Origin of the sequence: Pseudomonas anatoliensis (assembly GCF_017976235.1) — a bacterium.
GTDB lineage: Bacteria > Pseudomonadota > Gammaproteobacteria > Pseudomonadales > Pseudomonadaceae > Aquipseudomonas > Aquipseudomonas anatoliensis.
Genome location: NZ_JACVHC010000004.1, coordinates 137,478 through 159,594 on the forward strand (window position 1 = coordinate 137,478; position 22,117 = coordinate 159,594).

21 protein-coding genes and 1 pseudogene are annotated in these 22,117 nt (G+C 59.6%); all 22 read right to left on the bottom strand.

Annotated features, from left to right (window positions below; translation table 11 throughout):
• Positions 1-105 precede the first annotated feature (105 nt).
• The 22 genes and pseudogenes from fliJ to pseB all read right to left on the bottom strand — a co-directional run bounded on the left by fliJ (position 106) and on the right by pseB (position 22,108).
• Positions 106-555 (bottom strand): flagellar export protein FliJ, encoded by a 450-nt coding sequence (fliJ, locus tag ICA16_RS14210; protein WP_115147823.1) that lies wholly within the window; start codon positions 553-555, stop codon positions 106-108.
• Positions 556-561: 6 nt separating this feature from the next.
• Positions 562-1,920 (bottom strand): flagellar protein export ATPase FliI, encoded by a 1,359-nt coding sequence (gene fliI, locus ICA16_RS14215; RefSeq protein ID WP_042558221.1) that lies wholly within the window; start codon positions 1,918-1,920, stop codon positions 562-564.
• Positions 1,910-2,716 (bottom strand): flagellar assembly protein FliH, encoded by an 807-nt coding sequence (gene fliH, locus ICA16_RS14220; RefSeq protein WP_210700847.1) that lies wholly within the window; start codon positions 2,714-2,716, stop codon positions 1,910-1,912. Before fliH ends, fliI begins: the two co-directional genes overlap by 11 nt.
• A gap of 4 nt (positions 2,717-2,720) precedes the next feature.
• Positions 2,721-3,740, bottom strand: a complete 1,020-nt coding sequence (gene fliG / locus ICA16_RS14225) for a flagellar motor switch protein FliG (protein ID WP_016984305.1) — start codon at positions 3,738-3,740, stop codon at positions 2,721-2,723.
• Complete coding sequence (gene fliF / locus ICA16_RS14230) at positions 3,733-5,520, bottom strand: flagellar basal-body MS-ring/collar protein FliF (RefSeq protein ID WP_150602919.1); 1,788 nt, start codon at positions 5,518-5,520, stop codon at positions 3,733-3,735. The genes fliG and fliF overlap by 8 nt, the downstream gene beginning before the upstream one ends.
• A gap of 15 nt (positions 5,521-5,535) precedes the next feature.
• A complete protein-coding gene (gene fliE, locus ICA16_RS14235; protein ID WP_150602920.1) occupies positions 5,536-5,865 on the bottom strand; it encodes a flagellar hook-basal body complex protein FliE in 330 nt (109 codons plus the stop codon).
• 127 nt (positions 5,866-5,992) lie between these two features.
• Positions 5,993-7,384 (bottom strand): sigma-54-dependent response regulator transcription factor FleR, encoded by a 1,392-nt coding sequence (gene fleR, locus ICA16_RS14240; RefSeq protein WP_150618507.1) that lies wholly within the window; start codon positions 7,382-7,384, stop codon positions 5,993-5,995.
• A gap of 5 nt (positions 7,385-7,389) precedes the next feature.
• On the bottom strand, positions 7,390-8,598 hold the full coding sequence (locus ICA16_RS14245; protein WP_150602922.1) for a sensor histidine kinase: 1,209 nt from the start codon (positions 8,596-8,598) through the stop codon (positions 7,390-7,392).
• 110 nt (positions 8,599-8,708) lie between these two features.
• Positions 8,709-10,184 (bottom strand): sigma-54 dependent transcriptional regulator, encoded by a 1,476-nt coding sequence (locus ICA16_RS14250; RefSeq protein WP_150602923.1) that lies wholly within the window; start codon positions 10,182-10,184, stop codon positions 8,709-8,711.
• 172 nt (positions 10,185-10,356) lie between these two features.
• Positions 10,357-10,653 carry a flagellar protein FliT gene (gene fliT, locus ICA16_RS14255; protein ID WP_042558214.1) on the bottom strand — a complete coding sequence of 99 codons (297 nt, stop codon included), beginning with the start codon at positions 10,651-10,653 and terminating at the stop codon, positions 10,357-10,359.
• Positions 10,654-10,663: 10 nt separating this feature from the next.
• Positions 10,664-11,059 (bottom strand): flagellar export chaperone FliS, encoded by a 396-nt coding sequence (gene fliS, locus ICA16_RS14260; protein ID WP_150618505.1) that lies wholly within the window; start codon positions 11,057-11,059, stop codon positions 10,664-10,666.
• A 130-nt stretch (positions 11,060-11,189) separates the two neighbouring features.
• Positions 11,190-12,653 carry a flagellar filament capping protein FliD gene (fliD, locus tag ICA16_RS14265; RefSeq protein ID WP_210700848.1) on the bottom strand — a complete coding sequence of 488 codons (1,464 nt, stop codon included), beginning with the start codon at positions 12,651-12,653 and terminating at the stop codon, positions 11,190-11,192.
• Positions 12,654-12,735: 82 nt separating this feature from the next.
• Positions 12,736-13,092, bottom strand: coding sequence for a flagellar protein FlaG (locus ICA16_RS14270; protein ID WP_042558211.1), 357 nt, complete (start codon positions 13,090-13,092; stop codon positions 12,736-12,738).
• 73 nt (positions 13,093-13,165) lie between these two features.
• Positions 13,166-14,017, bottom strand: a complete 852-nt coding sequence (locus tag ICA16_RS14275) for a flagellin domain-containing protein (RefSeq protein WP_150618503.1) — start codon at positions 14,015-14,017, stop codon at positions 13,166-13,168.
• Between the two features lie 243 nt (positions 14,018-14,260).
• Positions 14,261-14,527 (bottom strand): hypothetical protein, encoded by a 267-nt coding sequence (locus tag ICA16_RS14280; protein WP_150618502.1) that lies wholly within the window; start codon positions 14,525-14,527, stop codon positions 14,261-14,263.
• Positions 14,524-15,813 carry a motility associated factor glycosyltransferase family protein gene (locus tag ICA16_RS14285; protein ID WP_210700849.1) on the bottom strand — a complete coding sequence of 430 codons (1,290 nt, stop codon included), beginning with the start codon at positions 15,811-15,813 and terminating at the stop codon, positions 14,524-14,526. Before ICA16_RS14285 ends, ICA16_RS14280 begins: the two co-directional genes overlap by 4 nt.
• A gap of 87 nt (positions 15,814-15,900) precedes the next feature.
• A complete protein-coding gene (locus ICA16_RS14290; protein ID WP_210700850.1) occupies positions 15,901-16,827 on the bottom strand; it encodes a ketoacyl-ACP synthase III in 927 nt (308 codons plus the stop codon).
• Between the two features lie 226 nt (positions 16,828-17,053).
• Positions 17,054-18,106, bottom strand: coding sequence for a pseudaminic acid synthase (gene pseI / locus ICA16_RS14295; RefSeq protein WP_210700851.1), 1,053 nt, complete (start codon positions 18,104-18,106; stop codon positions 17,054-17,056).
• Between the two features lie 11 nt (positions 18,107-18,117).
• Positions 18,118-19,248 (bottom strand): annotated as a pseudogene (gene pseG, locus ICA16_RS14300) (UDP-2,4-diacetamido-2,4,6-trideoxy-beta-L-altropyranose hydrolase); the annotation flags it as partial.
• Positions 19,245-19,940: a pseudaminic acid cytidylyltransferase gene (gene pseF, locus ICA16_RS14305; protein ID WP_210700852.1), complete on the bottom strand. Its 696-nt coding sequence runs from the start codon at positions 19,938-19,940 to the stop codon at positions 19,245-19,247. The gene pseF and the pseudogene pseG, both read right to left, overlap by 4 nt.
• Before the next feature lie 6 nt (positions 19,941-19,946).
• Positions 19,947-21,110, bottom strand: coding sequence for a UDP-4-amino-4,6-dideoxy-N-acetyl-beta-L-altrosamine transaminase (gene pseC / locus ICA16_RS14310; RefSeq protein WP_210700853.1), 1,164 nt, complete (start codon positions 21,108-21,110; stop codon positions 19,947-19,949).
• Positions 21,107-22,108, bottom strand: coding sequence for a UDP-N-acetylglucosamine 4,6-dehydratase (inverting) (gene pseB, locus ICA16_RS14315; protein ID WP_210700854.1), 1,002 nt, complete (start codon positions 22,106-22,108; stop codon positions 21,107-21,109). The genes pseC and pseB overlap by 4 nt, the downstream gene beginning before the upstream one ends.
• Positions 22,109-22,117 lie beyond the last annotated feature (9 nt).

Sequence of the window (22,117 nt, forward strand, 5' to 3'; positions counted from 1 at the left end):
AGGGTTGGGGCAAGGCGCAGAGCGAAGTCAAAAGATCGCAGCGTGCCGCAGCTCCTACAGGAATCAGTGTAGGCGCTACCGAAGGCTGCGATCTTTTTATCTTGTTTAAAACGGATCATGCCGTGGCAAACGCTGAGACAACTCATCCAGCAACTTCTGCTCGCGCTTGTCTTCCAGGCGTTGCGCTTCTTCGCGATACCGCTGCACCAGTTTGCGCAGGCCTTCGACCTTGGCGAACGCCTTCTGCCATTCGTCACGCGCCTTGTCGAGATTGTTCTGGTGCCAGACCAGGCTCTGGCGCTGCTGATCAACCGCCGTATCGAGTTGCGCAAGAAACCCCTGAAAGCCGAGCAGCCATTGCCCGCTCACGCCCGTGCTGCCGCGTACGATCCACTGCTCGGAGTAATCCAGACGAAAGGCGTTCAGGTCGGCGAGTTTGCTTTCAGCGACCTTGACCTGGCCTTGAAAGTAACCCATGCGCTGCACGGCGGTTTTCTCGGCCTTCTCGGCCATGTCCACCACCGGCGCCAGGCGCGCGGCTCGGCTGACGGCCATGAGCGGTTACCCGCCCGCCGCAGGAGCGAACAGGGTTTCGAGATACGCCTGGCTTTCGCCCATGTTGATTTTGTCGTTCAGGCCCTGACGCTGATACCTGACCAACTGCGCTTGCAGGGAAATCGCCAGGTCGGTCTCGCGGTCGCCACCGGCGACGTAGGCACCGACGCTGATCAGGTCGCGACTCTGCTGATAACGCGACCACAGCTGCTTGAAATATTGCGCGCGCTGCATGTGCTCCGCCGAGACCACCGCCGGCATTACCCGGCTGATCGACGCTTCGATATCGATGGCCGGGTAGTGCCCTTCCTCGGCCAGACGCCGCGACAGCACGATGTGACCGTCGAGCACGCCCCGCGCCGAGTCGGCAATCGGGTCCTGCTGGTCATCGCCTTCGGACAATACGGTGTAGAACGCAGTGATCGAACCCCCGCCCTTCTCCGCATTACCGGCGCGCTCCACCAGTTTCGGCAACTTGGCGAACACCGACGGCGGATAACCCTTGGTCGCAGGCGGCTCGCCGATGGCCAAGGCGATTTCCCGCTGGGCCTGAGCGAAACGGGTCAGCGAATCCATCAGCAACAGGACATTCTTGCCCTTGTCGCGAAAATACTCGGCGATACGTGTGCAGTACATCGCCGCGCGCAAACGCATCAGCGGCGCATCGTCCGCAGGCGAGGCAACCACCACCGAGCGCTGAAGGCCTTCTTCACCGAGGCTGTGCTCGATGAATTCCTTCACTTCCCGCCCCCGCTCACCGATCAGGCCGACGACGATAATGTCGGCCTCGGTGAAGCGCGTCATCATGCCCAGCAATACCGATTTACCGACACCGGTACCGGCGAACAGCCCCAGACGCTGGCCACGACCGACCGTCAGCAAACCGTTGATGCAACGGATGCCGACGTCCAGCGGTTCGCTGATCGGGTCACGGTTGAGCGGGTTGATCGTCGGGCCGTCCATCGGCACCCAGTCTTCGGCCTTCATGCCGCCCTTGCCGTCCAGCGCACGACCAGCGCCATCGAGCACACGACCGAGCATGCTCATGCCCATCGGCAGGCGACCGGTATCGGCCAACGGCACCACGCGGGCGCCCGGCGCAATACCGGCGACGCTGCCAACCGGCATCAGAAAGACTTTGCTGCCGGAGAAACCCATGACTTCCGCTTCCACCTGCGAGGGGTGATAGCTGTCATCGTTGATCACCAGGCAGCGCGTGCCCATGGCAGCGCGCAGGCCTTCGGCTTCCAGCGTGAGGCCGACCATGCGCAGCAGGCGACCTTCAAGAATCGGCGCGCCGGCAATTTCGGTGGCTTCGGCGTAAGTGCTCAGGCGCTTGGCGAAACTGGTGCGTTCAAGGCGCATCGTCGGCGTCCGCGAGCGGCTCGTCAGTCACGGTAGCCGGTTTGACGTCTTCGGCAATGTCCAGAGCCAAGTCCGGTTCAGCCGGGTGCAGGGCCTGTTCGTGCAACTGATCGAACAGTTTGTCCATGACCTGCGTCACACGCGATTCAATGCTCGCATCGATGCGGCTGTGCGCCGTCTCAACCCGGCATCCGCCCGGCATCAACGCTTCGTCTTCGACAATGCGCCAGCTTTCTTCGTGACGTTCGCGCAGGGCTTTGGCCTGTTCGAAGTCCTGCGGATTGACGAACAGACGGACATTGTCGACACCCAGCGGCAACAGCTTGAGGGCGTCGCGCATGACGTGTTCGATCTGGCTCGAATCGATGGCCAGTTCGCGCTTGATCACCTGTCTGGTGATGTGCTGAACGAGATCAACCAACGATTTTTCGATCTGCGTGTCTTGCTCGGCGATGGGCTCGAACAAGTTCGCCATCAATTGCTCAAGGCTGGCAAGTTTCGCCGCCAAGGCGACTTCGGCCTCTTGGCGCACCTTCAGCGTGGTGCTGTGAAAACCTTCTTTTTCGCCGGTCGCGAAGCCTTCGTTATAGGCCTCCTGACGGATGCTTTCGAGTTCTTCCAGGGTCAGTGGCTGGACTTCTTCCAGCGGCACTTCTTCCATTTCCGGCGGTTCGGGCTCGGGCTCAGGCTCGGGTTCCGGTTTTGGCGGATCGAAGCTGGGCATCGCCCAGGACTCGAAACCGCGGACATCGCGGGCACGGATCAGATCCGTCACATCGTCGTCGTGCTTGTCCATGGGCTTAGATCATTTCCTCGCCGCCCTTGCCACCGAGCACGATTTCTCCGGCTTCGGCCATACGGCGGGCGATGGTGAGGATTTCCTTCTGCGCGGTTTCGACGTCGCTGACGCGCACCGGGCCTTTGGCCTCGAGGTCGTCGCGCAACAGTTCCGCGGCACGTTTGGACATGTTCTTGAAGATCTTCTCTTTGACGCCTTCGTCCGAACCCTTGAGGGCCAGTACCAGCACGTCGGAGGACACTTCGCGCAGCAGCGCCTGAATGCCACGGTCGTCGACATCGGCGAGGTTGTTGAACACGAACATGAGGTCTTCGATCTGACCGGACAGGTCTTCGTCGACTTCGCGGATCGAGTCCATGAGCTGGCCTTCGATCGAGCTGTCGAGGAAGTTCATGATGTCGGCCGCACGCTTGATGCCACCCAGGGTGGTGCGCGAGGCATTCGAGTTGCCGGAGAACTGCTTCTCGAGAATCTGGTTGAGTTCTTTCAATGCCGCCGGTTGCACAGTGTTCAACGACGAGACGCGCAGGATGATGTCCAGACGCACCTTGTGGTCGAAATTGCCGAGCACTTCACCGGCCTGATCCGGGTCGAGGTACGCGACCACGATCGCTTGAATCTGCGGGTGTTCGTAACGGATCACGTCGGCAACGGCGCGCGGCTCCATCCATTTCAGGCTGTCGAGGCCACTGGTGTTGCCACCGAGCAGGATGCGGTCGATGAGGCCGTTGGCCTTGTCTTCGCCCAATGCCTGGGTGAGCATTTTGCGCACGTAGTCGTCGGAGCCTACGCCCAGGCTGGTCTGATCGCCGACGATGTCGACGAACTCGCTCATGACCTGTTCGACCTGCTCACGATGGACGTTGCCCATCTGGGCCATGGCCACACCCACACGCTGAACCTCTTTGGGGCCCATGTGGCGCAGCACTTGCGCAGCATCGGTCGAACCCAGGGACAGCAGCAGAATCGCCGCTTTGTCGACCTTGGTCAGCTTGAGGGTTGCGGCTCGGTTATCACTCATCTGCGTTAATCCACTCTTTCACGACCTGAGCCACACGGCCCGGATCTTCAGCCACCAGGCTCTTGATTGCATTCAGTTGCGCGTCATAACCCTCGCTCGGGCTCGGCAACAGAATGCTCTGCGGACCACCGAGGCTCACGCGGTCGTTGGACAGTTCGCCGTCCAGGCCGCCCATGCCTCCGAGCTCCACGTCGCTGCCCAAACCGGCCAGCTCCTTGCCTTTGCCGCCGCCGGTGATGTTATTGAGCACCGGACGCAGCACACCAAACACCAGCACCAGGATGAACAACACACCCAGCACTTGTTTGACGATGTCCCAGAACCATGGCTGGGAGTAGAACGGAATTTCGGCAAACACTTCACCGCGCTCGGCGGAGAACGGCATGTTGATCACGCTGACGCTGTCGCCACGGCTGGCATCGAAGCCGACCGCGTCCTGCACCAGACGCGTGAAGCGGCCCAGTTCGTCGGCGGTCCACGGCGCGCGGGTGGTTTCACCGTTGGCCGCGTTGACCTTGACCTGATCATCGACCACCACCGACACCGACAGGCGATTCAGGCGACCCTGCTGCTGTTTGGTGTGGCTGATGGAACGATCAAGTTCGAAGTTCTTGGTGGATTGTTGACGCTTGTCTGCCGGGTACGGCGCGAGCATCGGCTGGCCGGTGGCCGGATCCATGATCTGCTGGCCGTTGGCGTCAACCAATGGCTGACCTGGCTGCACCATGGCGGCCGGAGCGGCTGCACCTGCGGTGGTTTGCGGCGCCGAAGCCGGCGACGGCGGCTGGTTGCTCAAGGCTCCCGGCACACCTTGCGGGCCATTGCTGGCGGTGCGTTGTTCGTTGACCGACTGCTCGCTGCGCAACGCCGGTTGATCCGGGTTGAACTGTTCGGCAGTCGACTCGACAGCGTTGAAATCGATATCGGCCGAGACCTCAGCCTTGTAGCGATCGTTGCCCAGCACCGGTTGCAGAATGTTGTGGACGCGCTGGGTCAGCATGCTTTCCATGCGGCGGCTGTAATCGAACTGCTTGCCGGCCATGGTCATTTCGGAGTTTTCCGCCTGATCAGAGAGCAGGTTGCCCTTCTGGTCGACGACGGTGATCTGCGATTTGCTCAACTCGGGAACGGAAGTCGCCACCAGATTGATGATCGCCACTACCTGACCCGGCTCCAGCGAACGACCGGAATACAGCTCGACCAGAACCGAAGCACTTGGCTTGCGCTCATCGCGCACGAATACCGAACTCTTCGGAATCGCCAGGTGCACGCGGGCACCCTTGACGTTGTTCAGGCTGGAAATGGTTCGCGCCAGTTCACCTTCGAGGCCGCGACGGTAACGTGTCGCTTCCATGAACTGGCTGGTGCCCAGACCCTGTTCCTTGTCGAGGATTTCATAACCGATGTTGCCGTCGCTGGGAGTGACACCAGCGGCTGCGAGCTTGAGCCGCGCACGGGACAAGTCATCGGCCTTGACCAGCAAGGCACCGGAGCTCGGTTCGACGTTGTAAGGGATGTCGGCTGCGGCCAGGGTTTCCATGACCTGCTTGGCGTCCAGGCCGGCAAGGCTGCCATACAACGGACGGTAATCGGGCTGCTGCGACCACAGCACCACGGCAAAGCCAATCGCCACGCTCGCAGCCAGGCCGACCAACAGGCCCACCTGACGCAGCATGGTCATCTCGGAGAGGTTTTCCAGGAAGGACAGGCCAAACAACGGCGGTTTGCCGTCTATCGGGGTGGCCTTGGCCGGAACGTTATCGGCGACTGCTTCTGCCATGACTCAATCTCGTCCTTATACCGGCATCTGCATGATGTCTTGATAGGCCTGAACCAGTTTGTTGCGCACCTGGGTCAGAGCCTGGAACGACACGCTGGCTTTTTGCGAAGCGATCATCACGTCCGTCAGATCGACGCCGCTTTTGCCCACTTCAAAAGCATTGGCCAACTGAGTCGACGCCTGCTGGGTATTGCTGACTTTGTTGATCGCCTGACCGAGCATGTCGGAAAAGCTGCTGCCCGACAGTTCAGGGACAGCGGTCGTCGATTTCGGCGCAGACATGGCGTCTATTTTCATAGCCTTCATATCCATCATCAACCGATTGAATTCAATACCTTGGCTCATGGTCTACTCTCTTGGGCGGCCCGCAATTTTTTGACACTCACTCGGCGGGTACACAGGTATTAGCAACAAGGGTGCCAGCTCAAGGCCGGCCCTTTCAGAAAAGCGTTTTCAAACATTGCGCCAGCGATCAAGTGGCGAACAGATAACCTTCGACGTCCATCCCGGCATCGCGCATTTGCGCCAGCTTGTAGCGCAGGGTGCGCGGGCTGATGCCGAGTTTTTCCGCCGCTTCCTTGCGGCGGCCGCGCTCGCTGCGCAGGGTGTCGATGATCATCTGAAACTCCCGGCGGCGCAGGTCATCACCCAAGGCACCGGCCGAATCCGCATCGATCTCGACTTCACGAATCACCGCAGGCGTCGGCACTGACACAGGCAATGCAGCAAACATCACCGGCCCTGCCAGGCAGAAATCCTGCGGCTGGATCACGCCGCCCTGCTGCAGGATCAATGCACGCTGAATCGCGTTATCCAGCTCACGCACGTTGCCCGGCCACGGGTACGCGGTCAGACACGCTTGCGCCTCAGGCGAAAGTTTCGCCGCTGCATGCTTCATTTTATTGACGTGTTTGGCCAGCAACCGCTCAGCCAGCGGCAAGATATCGGCAGTGCGCTCGCGAAGTGGACGCCACGCCAGGGGAAAAACCGACAGACGGTAAAAAAGATCTTCACGGAAACGCCCCGCCGCCACTTCTGCAGCCAGATCACGGTTGGTCGTGGCGACCACACGGATATCCAGGGTAATGGGCTTGCGCCCGCCGACCCGTTCGACTTCACGCTCTTGCAACACTCGCAGCAGCTTGGCTTGCAGGCCGAGAGGCATTTCGGAAATTTCGTCGAGCAGAATGGTGCCACCGTCCGCCTGCTCAAACTTGCCCGGCTGCGCAGCAATGGCGCCGGTGAACGAACCTTTCTCGTGACCGAACAACGTGGCTTCGAGCATGTTGTCGGGGATCGCGGCGCAATTGATTGCGATAAACGGTTGAGTGGCACGATGGGATTGCTGGTGAATGTAGCGCGCCAGCACTTCCTTGCCGGTACCGGACTCACCGGAGATCAGCACCGTGGAATCACTGCGCGCTACTCGCGCCGACAACTCCAGAAGCTGGGCACTGGCCGGCTCGACTGCAATCGGGCCTTCGACGTCAGTTGCACCGATGCTGCCCAGCGCATGTCGCGACACCAGATCGAGCAAGGCTTTGGGCTCGAACGGCTTGACCAGATAATCCGCCGCCCCCTGACGCATTGCATCGACGGCACGCTCGACGGCGCCGTGGGCAGTCATCAGCAACACTGGCAATTGTGGCTGACGCGCACGCAGCAGCGAGAGCAATTGATGACCATCCATACCGGGCATGTTGACGTCGCTGATCACCAGACTGAACGCTTCGCGCGCCACCGCCGTCAACGCTTCTTCAGCGCTGCCGACCGCGTGAAAATCATGGCCGGCCAACAGCAGCGTATCGGCCAGCGCCTCGCGCAACGAACGGTCATCCTCAACCAGCAACACCTTGATGCCCATGTCTTTTACTCAGCTCCTTGTACAGCGCAAAACAGCGGCAGGATCACCTGCGCGCACGTGCCGCGCCCGACTCGCGAGCGCAGCTGCAATTCTCCCTGATGGGCTCGCGCCACCGCTTTGACCACGGTCAGGCCCAGGCCAGTGCCGGTGACCTTCGTGGTAAAAAATGGCTCGCCGAGTCGCGCCAGAACCGCAGGTTCGATTCCGCTGCCGGAATCGCTGACGCATAGCCGCAGGGTGTTGTCGCGGGTGTAGCAATGCACTTTCAGCCGCACCTCGCCGGCGCTGGCCTGAATCGCGTTTTCGATCAGATTCAAAAGCGCGCCGACCAGCGTGTCACGATTGCACAGCAACTCGCCGGCATGGCTGTCGCACTGCCAGCGAATCGGCAGGTCCTGTACGTGGGTCAGGGCCGCAGCTTGCAGCGCCTGCATCAAGGCATTGGGTGTGAGGCGATCCGTCAGCGGCAATTCGCCGCGAGCGAACACCAACATGTCGCGCACCTGATGCTCCAGCTCGTGCAGGCGCTCTTTAAGGCGCCCGGCAAAACGTTGCTGAGTGGCGACCGGCAGCTCCTGCTCAGTCAAATGACTGGCATAAAGCAAAGCGGCGGACAATGGCGTGCGGATCTGATGAGCCAGCGAGGCCACCATTCGTCCCAGCGAGGACAGGCGTTCGTGGCGCGCCAGTTGATCTTGCAGATGACGGGTTTCTGTCAGGTCGTTGAGCAACACCAATTGCCCAGGCTCGGCATCCAGCGAACGCGTGGCAATCGACAGGCGTCGACCGTTCTTCAAGGAGATTTCGTGACCGTCGTCTTCACGCGGGGCGAAGCAGCGAGCGATGACATGGCGCCACAACTCGCCCTCCAGCGGCAGACCGAGCAAGTCGATGGCGGCGGGATTGGCTTCGCGCACGATGCCATGACCGTCAATCACGATGACGCCACCAGGCAACAGATCAAGGAGGTTTTGCAGACGGTTGGCCAGACGTTCTTTTTCCGCCAGCTCCTGCATGCGCTGGGCACTGACCACAGCCAGTTCACCCTTGAGCTCGGTGACCCGCGCTTCAAGCATGCTGTAGGAGTCAGTCAGTTGGCTCGACATCTGATTAAACAGTTCGAATGCCTGCTCAAGGCCCTGGCGACTTGCCTGCTCTACGGACGAAGGTTGCCCCTCGGGATTGGAGGCAGAGATCTGGGCGGCTTGGGGCATTGTGCTCTCTCGCTTGGCTGACCGTCAGTTAAACGGAACGTTGCGAGGGATGTAGCAATACCCGTGCCTAAAAAAAACTGCTTATAAATGAAGCAGTTGAAAAACAGGCGTCAATCCTCCGCCTGTTCGTCACCGTCGCGCCGGCTCATGCCGTACTTGCGCATCTTCTCCACCAGCGTGGTACGGCGAATGCGCAAGCGCTCTGCCGCGCGTGCCACAATGCCATTGGCATCGTCCAGCGCCTGCTGAATCAGGCCTTGCTCCAGGCCACCGAGGTAGTCCTTCAGGTCCAGGCCTTCCGGCGGCAACATGGCATTGGCGGAGAAGTCCGGCGTATGACCGTTGATTGCCACGCGCTCTTCGAGATCGCTGCGCAGGCTGTCGACCAATTGCTCGTCTTCGTCGTCGACGTAGCGGAATTTCTTCGGCAACTCGACCACGCCGATCACCCCGTACGGATGCATGATCGCCATGCGCTCCACCAGGTTGGCCAGTTCGCGGACGTTGCCCGGCCAGCCGTGGCGGCACAGCGACATGATTGCCGCCGAGTTGAAACGGATCGAACCGCGCTTTTCGTGTTCCATGCGCGAGATCAGTTCGTTCATCAGCAGCGGGATGTCTTCGACACGCTCGCGCAGCGGTGCCATCTCGATCGGGAACACGTTCAAGCGGTAGTAGAGATCTTCGCGGAACGTGCCGATCTCGATCATGCTTTCGAGATTCTTGTGGGTCGCCGCGATGATGCGCACGTCGACGCTCTGGGTCTTGTTGCTACCCACGCGCTCGAAGGTGCGCTCTTGCAGCACGCGCAGCAGCTTGACCTGCATCGGCAGCGGCATGTCGCCAATTTCGTCGAGGAACAGCGTACCGCCGTTGGCCAGTTCGAAGCGCCCTGCTCGGCTGGTGATGGCGCCAGTGAAGGCCCCCTTTTCATGGCCGAACAGTTCGCTTTCCAGCAGCTCGGCCGGAATAGCCCCGCAGTTGACGGGCACGAATGGCCCGTCGCGACGCTTGGAGTGGTAATGCAGGTTGCGCGCAACTACTTCCTTGCCGGTGCCGGACTCGCCGAGGATCAGCACGCTGGCGTCGGTGTCAGCCACTTGCTGCATCATCTGGCGCACGTGCTGAATCGCCCGGCTGGTGCCGACGAGGCTGCGGAACAGATTGGGTTCGCGATGACGGCCACGCTCGCGGGCCTGGTCGTACATCTCGCGATAGACCTGGGCACGGTGCAGGGAGTCGAGCAATTTGCTGTAGCTGGGCGGCATTTCGAGGGTCGAAAGCACTCGGCGACGCTGGTCTTCAGGCAAGTCAATGGAAGAATTATCGCCCATTAACAAAACCGGAAGGAACTCATCCCAGGTTGAGAGTGTCTTTAGCAAGCCCAAAAGCGCGCCAGGAGCATTTACAGTCCCGATCAGTACGCAAATGACCTCACGACTAGACGACAAAGAGCCGACTGCCTGCTGCCAGTCATGGCTGCCGCAGGGTAAATTTTCTTCGCCGAGAAAATTTAGAATCACCGCCAGGTCGCGGCGGCGAACGCTATCGTCATCGATCAGCAGAATTTTGGTTTCACGCCACATGCAATAGCAACTTCCCTAGTCAACTCAATGCCCGAAAAATGGGGCAAGCGACACGCTTGCAGGACACCATGTGCCTGTAGACGCCTGAAATCTGAAAACAGCCACTAGTTAAGTCAAAAAACCGTGCACAGTCAAATTTATGGCGCACATGTCTGGATTAACTGGAGGTTAATTAGCCAAACAGATGGTAAACCTTTGCCGCCTTCTGCGCTTGGGTGATCTGCGACATCTCGTTGGCTATCGCCTGCCGCTCCCCCATAGCCACCTCAAGAAGCTCCTTGTAGACATGGAGCAACTCCTCAAGGTTATCGCGCAACGCGACCTCATCCATCGAAGCCTCACTCAAGACGTCTTCCATGCAGGAACGGCAAGCCAGATCCAGCTCGCCAATGGCTTCCCAGTTGCGCTCGGCCAAGGCACTGACCAATGCTTCACGGGTATCGGCAATTCGCTGCAATACAAGACTCATGGTGATCTCCTTAGAACTGGGGGCCTGATGGAGCGATGCCGTCCCAGCCTTCCTTTACGGTGCGCAGCAAACCGGCAACTTCGTCGAGAATACGCGGATCAGTCTTGAGGTTGGCTTCGGCAAGCCGCTTCATCATGTAGATGTAAAGCTGGTTGAGCTCACCCACCGAATCGGCACTATTTTCCAGATCCAGGCCTTCACACAAGCCGCCAATGATGCCAACGGCCTTGCTGATGGCCGTGCATTTGGCAGAAATATCCTTGCGTTCAATGGCGCCTTTGGCCTGAGCGATGCGCTCCAGGCCACCCTCCATCAACATCTGCACCAGACGGTGCGGGCTCGCTTCGGACGTCTGCGCATGCGCGCCGACTTTCTGATATTGCCGAAGGGCTAACATTGGATTCATGTTCTACCTCATTGCCACAATGACTCGTATAACCAGTGTATCGCCAACGAATCACAGAACTTTAGATCAAAAAGACAAAAACCCGGCGCACGCCGATAAAGCGTAGCCGGGTTTTTGTCATGCTCGCCTGTTACTTCGCGGATTGCTGAGCGTTCAGCGTGCTGAAGAACGACGTGATGTTGCTGGCTGTGGCCTTCATCTGCCCTACCAGCAAGTCCATGGCGTTGTACTTGGCAGTCAACACCTTGGTCAGGTTGGCGACACGCACATCCAACGCCACTTGCTGGTCGGTCAGGGTGCGTGTGTTCTTGGTGAGGATGGCCATGCGCTGATCAAGCAAACTGGTGCCGAGTTTGTCATTCGCTGGCGGTTTGAGGTACGGATCCACCGCCTTGCTCATACGTGCCAACAGACCATTGGTGTCGTCGGTACCCGTGAACAATTGCTGGACCTGACCCGTCATGCCTGGCTGATCCATGGTTTTGGTGAAGGCGGCGGTATCAAACTTCAGGTTACCGGTGTTGCGGTCGGTCATCACACCCAGTTGGGACAGCACGGCCAACGGACCGCCAGCACCCGTTGCCGTCAACTCGGCACGAACACTGGCAATCAGCGAACGCGGCATCGCATCGCCAGTGAACGCCGCCTGTACGGTCAGCTTGCCATCTTCGTCCGGCGTCGCCTTGGACAAGGTGTCGATGGTAGTTTTCAACGTGTTGTAAGCGTCGACAAATGACTGAATCGATGCCTGCAGCCCTTTGGTGTTGGCATCTACGCCAATAACAGTCGGGGTACCCGCCGTTGGCGCGCCAGCGCTGACCGTTGTCAGATTCAGGGTCAGACCACTGATTGCACCGGTCACCGTGTTGCTCTTGCTGGTTACCTGAAGGCCGTCGATGGTCAACTTGGCATTTTGCGCAACGCCGTTGACGGCGCCCGCAGCGCCTGCCGCAGGACTAGTCCCCAGCGGCTGGGTACCATCAATTTCCAGACCGGCAATACCGCTGACGCTGAGGTCGGAACCTTCGCCAGTCTTGTTCGAACTGATCACCAGGCGCGAAGCACCGGTGCTGTCGGTCACAATGTTGGCGGAGATGCCGTTGGCGCCCTGAGCCTTGTTGATGGCGTCACGGGTAGTCTGCAAAGTGGCGTTGGCCGGGATGTCGACGTTGTAATCAGTGCCATTCTGACTGATTTTCAAGGTACCAGTCGGAATGGCACTGGCGGCGCCGCCGGCGAAAGAGGCACTGGCGATTTTCGAGCCGGTGGCCAGTTGGTTCACGACAACACTGTAATTACCCGAAACCGCGGTGCTATCGGCGGTGGCGTTCAGAACGGCGGTATTGGCCGAAGTCGCGGTGAAGCCGGCAAATGCAGGATTGGTCTTGCTGCCCAGATTGGTCATTGCCGTCTGGAACGCAGTCAGCGCGCTCTTCAACGAACCGACACCGGAAATCTTCAGCGTGTTGGTTTTGGTCGCGGTATCGATTTGCGTCTGCTTTGGTGCCTTGTCGGCGTTGACCAGTGCAGTAACGATAGCACCGATGTCCAGGCCGGAACCCAGTCCGGAACCCGGTAGAATTGGACTTGCCATGTGCATCTCCCTTCAGATTGTTGCCATTCTTTTGACCGCTACACGCATCTTGAGAACGTACAAACATTATTCATGCCAGCTATCAGGCCTTGGCGTCGAACAACACATGACTTGCGTTGGCGAGGCTGTCTGCCAGCTTGAGGGCTTCTGCGGAGGGAATCTGTCGAACGATTTCACCCGTCTCGCTTGCGATCACCTTGACGATGACCTTCCCGGAATGCTCATCGATGGAGAACTCCAGATTGCGCTTGATCGATTGAACAAACTTCTCGATCTCCTGCACTGCCAGTTTCAACTTGGCATCGTCCGTATCCTGACTCTTGGCAGCGACCGGAGCTTCAGCCTTGGTAACTTTAGGCGTCTCTGACGGTTTGTCAGCAACCGGCGTTACTGGCTTGGGAGCCGGATAAGACAGGTTAAGCTTCACGCTCATGTCCATGCTCATCACCTCCTGACGTAAAAAGGCGAGAGAGCACGACTAGCGCACTCCCCCGCCCAAACTTGTTCCGAAATTACTGAAGCAGTTTCAGTACAGCGGAAGGCAGTTGGTTGGCTTGAGCCAGAACGGAGGTCGAAGCCTGCTGCAGAGTTTGCTGCTTGGTCAGGTTAGCAGTTTCTGCGGCGAAGTCGGTGTCTTGTACACGACCCTGTGCAGCAGTGGTGTTCTCAACGATGTTCTGCAGGTTGGAGATGGTGCTGGTCAGACGGTTTTGCGAAGCACCCAGGCTGGCACGGGTATCACCGATCGCAGCGATAGCAGCGTCGATTGCAGTGATAGCGGCGTCGATGTTGACACCGGCGTTAGCAGCGTCAGTACCGGTCAGAGCCAGAGTAGCCTTGTCCACGGACAGGCTCACGGCGTCGAACTTGGAGCTCAGTACCAGGTCGATGTGGTTAGCAGTACCGGTGTTTGCGCCAACTTGCAGAGTCACAGTACCAGCCGAACCGTCCAGCAGGTTTTTGCCGTTCAGGTTGGTGGAAGCAGCGATACGGCTGATTTCGTCGGACATGTCGGCGAATTCAAGGTTGGTTGCTTTCTGGTCAGCAGTGCCGTTGGTGCCGGTACGTGCTTTAACAGCCAGTTCACGCATACGCTGCAGGATGTCGGTAGTAGCTTGCAGAGCGCCTTCAGCGGTCTGAGCAACGGAGATACCGTCGTTGGCGTTCTGGATAGCCTGGTTGCCACCGCGGATTTGCGATTGCATACGGGTGGAGATCTGCAGGCCAGCGGCGTCGTCTTTAGCGCTGTTGATTTTCAGGCCGGAAGACAGGCGCTGCATCGAAGTCGACAGAGCGTCGGAAGCTTTGTTCAGGTTTTTCTGAACGTTCAACGATGTGGTGTTGGTGTTTACTGTTAAAGCCATGACGAATTCCTCGTTGGTTGGGTACTGCGGCTTCCGGCCCTGGCAACCGCCGGGTATGGCCTAGAGAACCTTCGTAATAGTTATCGTCGGGAATGCAGGTTGCTTGAGGGCTTTTTAAAAAATATTTGCCATCACCCTGCCACCCCCGAGAAAACAAAGGCTTAGCCGCCCTTCACCCACGAAAAAATGACGTCATAAAACCGACCAGCGCGCAAACCGGCGGGCCAGCGCGCTTGCTTGCTTTCAGGCCGGCACACTTTGCAGCAGCTCGATCAGTTCATACTCCATATAGTCAGCCAGTCCCAACCAGTCCTGACGCTCCTGACAATCGAGCATTTGCGTCAGCATCTGCGCCCACCTCTGCCGGGCATCCGCAGGCGCGAACTGCAGCAACTGCTGCGCCCCCTCGAAGACGTCGACCATGCTTAGCGCCGCCTCGACGTCACGTCCCAGTCGAAACAGACCCGCGCAATCACGGCACTCGTTGATGCATTGCGCCATTGCCGTCATTGCACAAACTCCTGATTGAACCGCGCCCCGGCGATCAGCGCGCCCCCTCTGCTGCTATTGAAAAACTCAACCTGGGGATGGGCGGCGATGAAGCGTTCGAGAACGCATAAGTAGCCACGGAAGTTGAGTTGGGTGCTGACGCGCTGGCCATTCCCGTCACGCACCCAATGCCGCGCCTGGCTCACACTCGGCCCAAGCTCACCGTCATTCCAGCCAGCATGGGTCTTGTTCATCGGGAAGGCGAAGTCGGCGCCGAACAGAGTGATACGCGTTGCGCCCATTTTCACCGCCAGGTCCACCGCCGGGTGAATCACACTGCCGCCAACATGCAGTTCGCCGCGCGGATATTCCTCGCGCAATGCGGCATAAACCGGGCTGGCGGAATAGCCGCCGTAGCGTTTGCCCTTCCAGGCGCGCAAAACCTCGGGGTCGCTCATCGGCAAATAGACCAGAGGAATACCTTCGGACTCTTCAAACGGCAGATGGCGAAAGCTGATGAGCTGATCAATGCTCACCACCAGATCCGGCACCACACCGTGCTCACGCAGCGGTCGATAAGCAGTGTCGACACAGATGAACAGCGGACGCTGCGCCTGAGCCCGCACTTTCGCCAGCCGTTCGAAATGCCCCTCCAGGGTCGGCCCGGTGGCGATCACGTAGACTTCCCGGTCGACGCAAGTGCCAAACAATGTCGCCACATCGTCATCGCCGAGCAACACCGGCAAGCAATCCTGCAAGCGCTGCCGAATGACCGGCGACTGCGGATCGAATTCACGATTGTTGAAACTCAGGTGCACTTCACTGACCAGCCGATCACGGATTTTTGCGTTGAAGTCATCAGCCAGCAGCATCTCGGCCGGCAGGGCAAAAAACGGCGTGCAGATATCAGACAGATCACCGGCGTAAAACAGCTGCACGCGCGGATCCTCCAGCCACTGGCGCTGATCGAGCAACTGCACGACCAGCGCAAACAAAGCGCCATTGAGGATATGCACGTACAACCGTTCAAGCCCCGCGCGCTCCAGCAACACCGCAGGCAAATCGCCCAGGCCGGTGCCATAGACATGCAATTGCGCTTTATCCGCCAGGCTGGCTGCCTGAATACGGGCTTCGTGAGTACGGTCATGGCGACTGGTGAGCTGAACGCCATTGACGCTCAGGGTCGAGCCCAGCCCCTGCACCAGTTCAGCCTGAACCGCCGCACTGTCTTCGGCCATCAAGCGCTCGAACAGGGCCGGCCAGCGGCGCTGAAGGACTTCGGCGTTGGCCTGGAAAAACTCGCTCATGGCGCCTCGCGCTCCGTTTCAGGCAAAAAAATAGCGTTCAAGGTTAACCTTGAACGCTATTTTTGTATCCGCCGTTTTTAATCAGGCTCAGGGGCGGAAGATGATCGCCGAGCCCCACGACAGACCGACACCGAAACCACTGAGCGCGACGCGCTGCCAGGCGGAATCGATTACGTGTTTTTCCAGCAGCAGCGGAATACTCGACGACACGGTGTTGCCGGTCTCGACCATGTCCTTGATGAACTTCTCAGGCTCGCCTTCAAAGCGCCGCGCCACGGCATCGACAATCGCCGCACTGCCTTGGTGAATGCAGAAGGCATCGATGTCATCGGCTTTGAGACCGGAATCATCGAGCAACTCGTGCAAGTGCGCCGGGACTTTGAGCAGCGCGAAGTTGAACACCTGACGACCGTTCATGAAGAACACGCCATCGGTGACTTTCAGGTGTGGCGCGCCGGAACCGTCGGTGCCGAACTTGGCCTTGCCCAGTGCCCAGGTCGGATCTTCACCCATCCAGGTCGCAGTGGCCGCATCACCGAACAGCATGGTGGTGTTGCGGTCTTCCGGGTCAACGATTTTTGAATACGGATCGGCGGTGATCAGCAGGCCGTTCTTCAGGCCTGCGGCTTCCATGAAACCCTTGATCGCGTAGATGCCATAGACATAACCGGAGCAGCCCAACGAAATATCGAACGCGGCGACATTGGTCGGCAGACCTAGTTTGTCCTGCACGATCGCAGCAGTGTGTGGCAAGCCTTCTTCATCACCGTTCTGGGTGACGACGATCAAGGCATCGATCGATTCACGCTTCAGTTCAGGGTTGCTGGCAAACAGCGCATTGGCTGCTTCCACGCACAGATCGGAGGTTTCTTGATCAGCGTCTTTGCGCGGCAGGAATGCCGAGCCAATCTTGCCAAGGATGAACTCTTCATCCTTCTCGAATTTTGCACCTTGTGCGTAATTGTCCACGCCGGCTACAGGAACGTAGCTCGCAATGCTTTTTATGCCAATCATTACGGCTTCCCAATAAAAAACAGCCCAAGACCACCGCTCGCAAGGATTTGAGGGGCGCCGACAAACAGAAAATGGTTGCCACGACGGGCAACCAAGGGGAGCGCAAAGGGCTATCACTGGAACCAGAAACGGGCCAGGCGCCATCTCCCCGATCAATACAATACAGTGAAGATGCGCGTTATGACTCGCAGGTCACGCTATTTTGCCGAATCCATTACAGATTGGGTTATTCGACCAATGACCAATCCAGCGGCGTACCGCGCTTGATCGGCGTGCGAGCGCAGCGCCCGAGGACGGCATCGGTGTGCTTGGGCGGCAGACCGAGGCCGGGACGAATGGCGCGCAGATTGTCCCGCGTAAAGGGGTCACCGGCGGCCATGTCGGCGGTCACGTACAGCGAGCGGCGATACACCACCGACTTGAGTTCGGCTTCGGTTGCGCCGTATTGCACCTTGCCGAGCGCTTGCCATGCGCGCTCGGTTTCCACCACCAGGCTGGCCATCTCGGCCGGCTCCAGCGAGAAACTGGCATCCACCCCGCCCGCCGAACGGTCGAGGGTGAAATGCTTTTCCACCACCGTCGCGCCGAGCGCCACGGCCGCCACCGAGACGCCAACGCCCATCGAGTGATCGGACAGCCCCACCTCGCAACCGAACAATTCACGCAGATGCGGGATCGTCCGCACATTGCTGTTTGCCGGAGTCGCCGGATAAGTGCTGGTGCATTTGAGCAACACCAGATCCTTGCACCCGGCTTCACGGGCGGCGCGCACGGTTTCATCGAGCTCGGCAATGCTGGCCATGCCGGTGGAGATGATCAGCGGCTTACCCGTGGCGGCGACACGGCGGATCAACGGCAGATCGGTGTTTTCAAAACTGGCGATCTTGTACGCCGGCACGTCGAGGCTTTCGAGAAAGTCCACGGCCGTGTCGTCGAACGGTGTCGAGAACGCGAGCATCCCCAGTTCCTTGGCGCGAGCGAAGATCGGCGCATGCCATTCCCACGGTGTGTGGGCCTGCTCGTACAAGTCGTACAAAGAAGTGCCGGCCCACAGGCTGCCCGGGTCTTTGATGAAAAACTCGCCCTCGGCCAGATCCAGCGTCATGGTCTCGGCCGTATAGGTTTGCAGTTTCAACGCGTGCGCGCCGGCCTTGGCGGCGGCTTCGACGATTTGCAGGGCCACGTCCAGCGACTGGTTATGATTGCCGCTCATCTCGGCAATGATAAACGGCGGCGCGTCGGCACCGATCAGACGGTCGCCAATCTTGAAACTACTCATGAACGGTGTTCCCTTTTATTCAAACTGGAGTTCAGCCCGTCGGGCAGCAACTGCGCATCGTCCAGCGTGGCGTGACTTAACTTGGGCTCAGCATCGGCCAATGCAGCGGCGACTCGCAATGCACCGCGCCCATCGACCATTTGCCGGGAACGTTCGGCCAGGCTCTGGCGCAGATAAAAATTAGCGCCGACAAAACCAATCGCGTCACGCAACTGCGCGACGCTGACCTGTTCGCGCGCGCCCATGAACACATGCGCACCGGCTGCCGCCATGACTTCACCGTTGACCTGCTGGTTATTCGACACCGCTATACAGATCGTCGGCAAACCCAACGCCGCACGTTCCCAACTGGTGCCTCCACCGGCGCCGATAAACAGATCGGCCTCGGTCATGCGTTGATGGAAGTCGCTGACAAAACTGTGCAGACGCCAGTTCGGCCGCGTTTGCGCCAGTGCCTGCATCTGCGCCCATGCCGGGTTGTCGGCACCGGCGACGAAATCAACGTCCAGCTCCGTGAAGTCCGCCAGCGCGAGCATGGCGTGATGGGTCTGCATGGCCGCATCGAAACCGCCGAAATTCACCAGTACGCGACGGGCCTTGGGCTTGATCTCGATCGCCGGACAGTCGAACTCTTCACGCAACATGGCATAGCGCGGGCCGAGCAATGTGCGGCAACCCTCAGGCAACAACGGCGTGTAGTTTTCGCTGAGGCCGGACAAATTCTGATTGAGCAGCAAATCAACGCTGTAGCGCCGAGTGGCGAGATCGTCGACGGCCGCAATACGCGGTGCCCAACGCCGTGCGGCGGTCTGCCAGTGATGATCGAGGCCGTAATGATCGACGATGATCCAGTCGAATCCGGCGTGATCTTCCAGCAGCAAATCCAACGCATCGATGTCGGCCTGCCACGGCAGCATCGATTCGATGGCTTGCTGCGGGTCTTCATCGGGATAACGACCGGGCAACGCAAAAGTCTCGAAACCTTCGGCGCTCAGAGCATCGAGTCGATGCCCCGGCAACTGCCGACAGGCAAACGCGACATGACTGCCCTGCTTGCGCAGCACCCGCGCCAGCGTCAGACAGCGGGCGATATGGCCGCTGCCGATGGTCGGCGAAGCGTCGGCGCGAATCAGGACTTTCATTGCAACTCTCCGCCGGCCTTGAGCGCGGCGTACAGGTATTCGGCTCGCTTCCAGTCTTCGGGCGTATCGATGTCCTGCACCAGATGCCGGGGCAAAATCACCGGCAGACTGGCCGGCGAATAGACCACCTCGCCGCGCAGCCACGCATCCGTGCGCCCCCAATAAAACTGCCCGGCATCCTGAAACGCTTCGGGCAGATCCTGCGAACGGGTCTCACGAAATTCCGGGTACAACGCCGAAAGCGCGCCCTGCCCGTCCAGCGTCAGCGCACGTTGCACCGGGAAACCGAAGTTGCACACGGAGAAGGCGAAGGATTTATCCGGCTGTTGCGCCAGCAACTCAAAGCCCTGACGCAGATAACGCGCCTGCAACAACGGCGCCGTGGCGTACACGCAACAGGCGTAATCAAAGGCTGGCAGTTGCTGCAAGGCATGCACGATCACTGCGGCGGTGCCGGTAAAATCATCCGCCAGATCGGCCGGGCGCAAAAACGGCACATCAGCCCCGTGCGCCCGCGCGACCTCGGCGATTTCTTCGTCATCGGTGCTGACGACAACCTGATCGAACAAGCCCGAATCCAGCGCCGTGCGAATCGAGCGGACAATCATCGGCACGCCAGCGAACAGCGCCAGGTTCTTGCGCGGTATGCGTTTGCTGCCCCCGCGCGCCGGGATGATTGCGATGTTGCTCACGTTGTCCTACTCCTCAATCAGCAGCCGGCGTAATTGCTCGACCACGTAATCCTGCTGCTCCTCGGTCAGCAGCGGAAACATCGGCAGACTGATCGCTTCGGCGTAATAGCGCTCGGCTTGGGGGAAGTCGCCCTCGGCAAAACCCAGTGCCTGATAGTAAGGCTGCAGATGCACCGGAATGTAGTGCAGATTCACGCCGATGCCGGCCGCGCGCAAGCCTTCGAACACCTGACGATGGCTGAGGCTGACGCGCTCGGTCTGCAAGCGCACCACATACAAATGCCAGGCTGATTCCGCGTCCGGTTGAGCGCTGGGTAACGTCAGCGGCAAGTACGTCAGCAACTGCTCGTACCGCGCTGCCAACTCACGACGCCGAGCGATGAAGTCGTCCAGCTTGCCCAGTTGCGACAAGCCCAACGCGGCTTGCAGATCGGTGATCCGGTAATTGAAGCCCAGCTCGATCTGCTGGTAGTACCAAGGGCCGTGGCTGGGCTCGGTCATCTGCTGCGGATCGCGGGTCATGCCATGGCTGCGCAGGCGTTGCAGGCGCTCGGCCAATGCCGGGCGATTGGTCAGGACCATGCCGCCCTCGGCACTGGTGATGATCTTCACCGGATGAAAACTGAACACGGTCATTGCCGCAAATTCACCGCAACCCACCGGACGCCCGGCGTAAGAAGCGCCGACCGCGTGGGAGGCATCTTCGATCACGGTGAAGTTGTAGCGCTCGGCGAGTTCGGCAATCTTGCGCATGTCGCAGCTCTGCCCGGAGAACGCCACCGCCACCAAGACTTTTGGCAGTTTGCCGTCCTGTTCAGCCTGATCCAGTTTCGCCGCCAACGCGTAAGCATCGAGGTTCCAGGTCAGCGGGTCGATGTCGACAAAGTCCACATCAGCGCCGCAGTAACGCCCGCAGTTGGCCGAGGCGAGAAAGGTGTTCGGCGTGGTCCACAGGCGGTCGCCCGGGCCAAGCCCCGCCGCCAGACACGCAATGTGCAGCGCCGCCGTGGCGTTGCACACCGCCACGGCGAAATCCGCCTGGCAACGCTCGGCCACAGCCTGTTCGAAGCGCTCAATGGTCGGCCCTTGCGTCAACCAGTCCGATTGCAACACCTCGACGACGGCATCGATGTCCGACTGATCGAGACTCTGCCGACCGTAAGGGATCATATCGAGAGCTTCGCGTGCAGCGCCGCGATCTGTCCGACCGAGAGGAAGTGCGGATTGGTGTCGGAGCGATATTCAAAATCTTCGCTCACCGCGCGACCCTGCTCGCCAAGTTTGTCGACGGCAAAATCGACATCGACGCTGGTGAAGCGAATCGACGGCTGGATGGTGTAGTGATCCTCGAATTCAATAGTCATCCGCGCATCGTCCAGCGGCACCATCAACTCATGGAGTTTTTCGCCGGGACGAATGCCGACGTTTTTGTGCGGCAGCTGTTCGGCCATGCCGCGCGCCAGATCGACGATGCGGATCGACGGGATCTTCGGCACGAACACTTCGCCACCGTGCATCCGCGCGAAGCTGTCGAGCACGAACTGCACACCGTGGTCGAGGGTGATCCAGAAGCGTGTCATGCGCTCGTCGGTGATCGGCAGCTCTTGCGCGCCATCGGCGATCAGCTTGCTGAAGAACGGCACCACCGAGCCACGCGAACCGGCCACGTTGCCGTAGCGCACCACGGCAAACCGGGTTTCCTGCTCGCCGGCAATATTGTTGGCGGCGACGAACAATTTGTCCGACAGCAACTTGGTCGCGCCGTACAGGTTGATCGGGCTGGCCGCCTTGTCGGTGGACAGCGCCACGACTTTTTTCACACCGTTATCGATGGCCGCGGCGATGATGTTTTCCGCGCCGTTGACGTTGGTGCGGATGCATTCGGTCGGGTTGTATTCAGCCGCCGGCACCTGCTTCAACGCGGCGGCATGCACCACGTAATCGATGCCGCGCATGGCCTGACGCAGACGGTCAGCGTCACGCACGTCACCGATGAAGTAACGCATGCACGGCGCGTTGAACGTCTGCTGCATTTCGTATTGCTTGAGCTCATCACGAGAGAACACCACCACGCGCTTGGGCTGGTACTGCTCCAGCAAGCGGCGGATGAAGTTGCGCCCGAACGAGCCCGTGCCGCCGGAGATGAAGATCGATTTACCGTTGAACATGTGTAATTC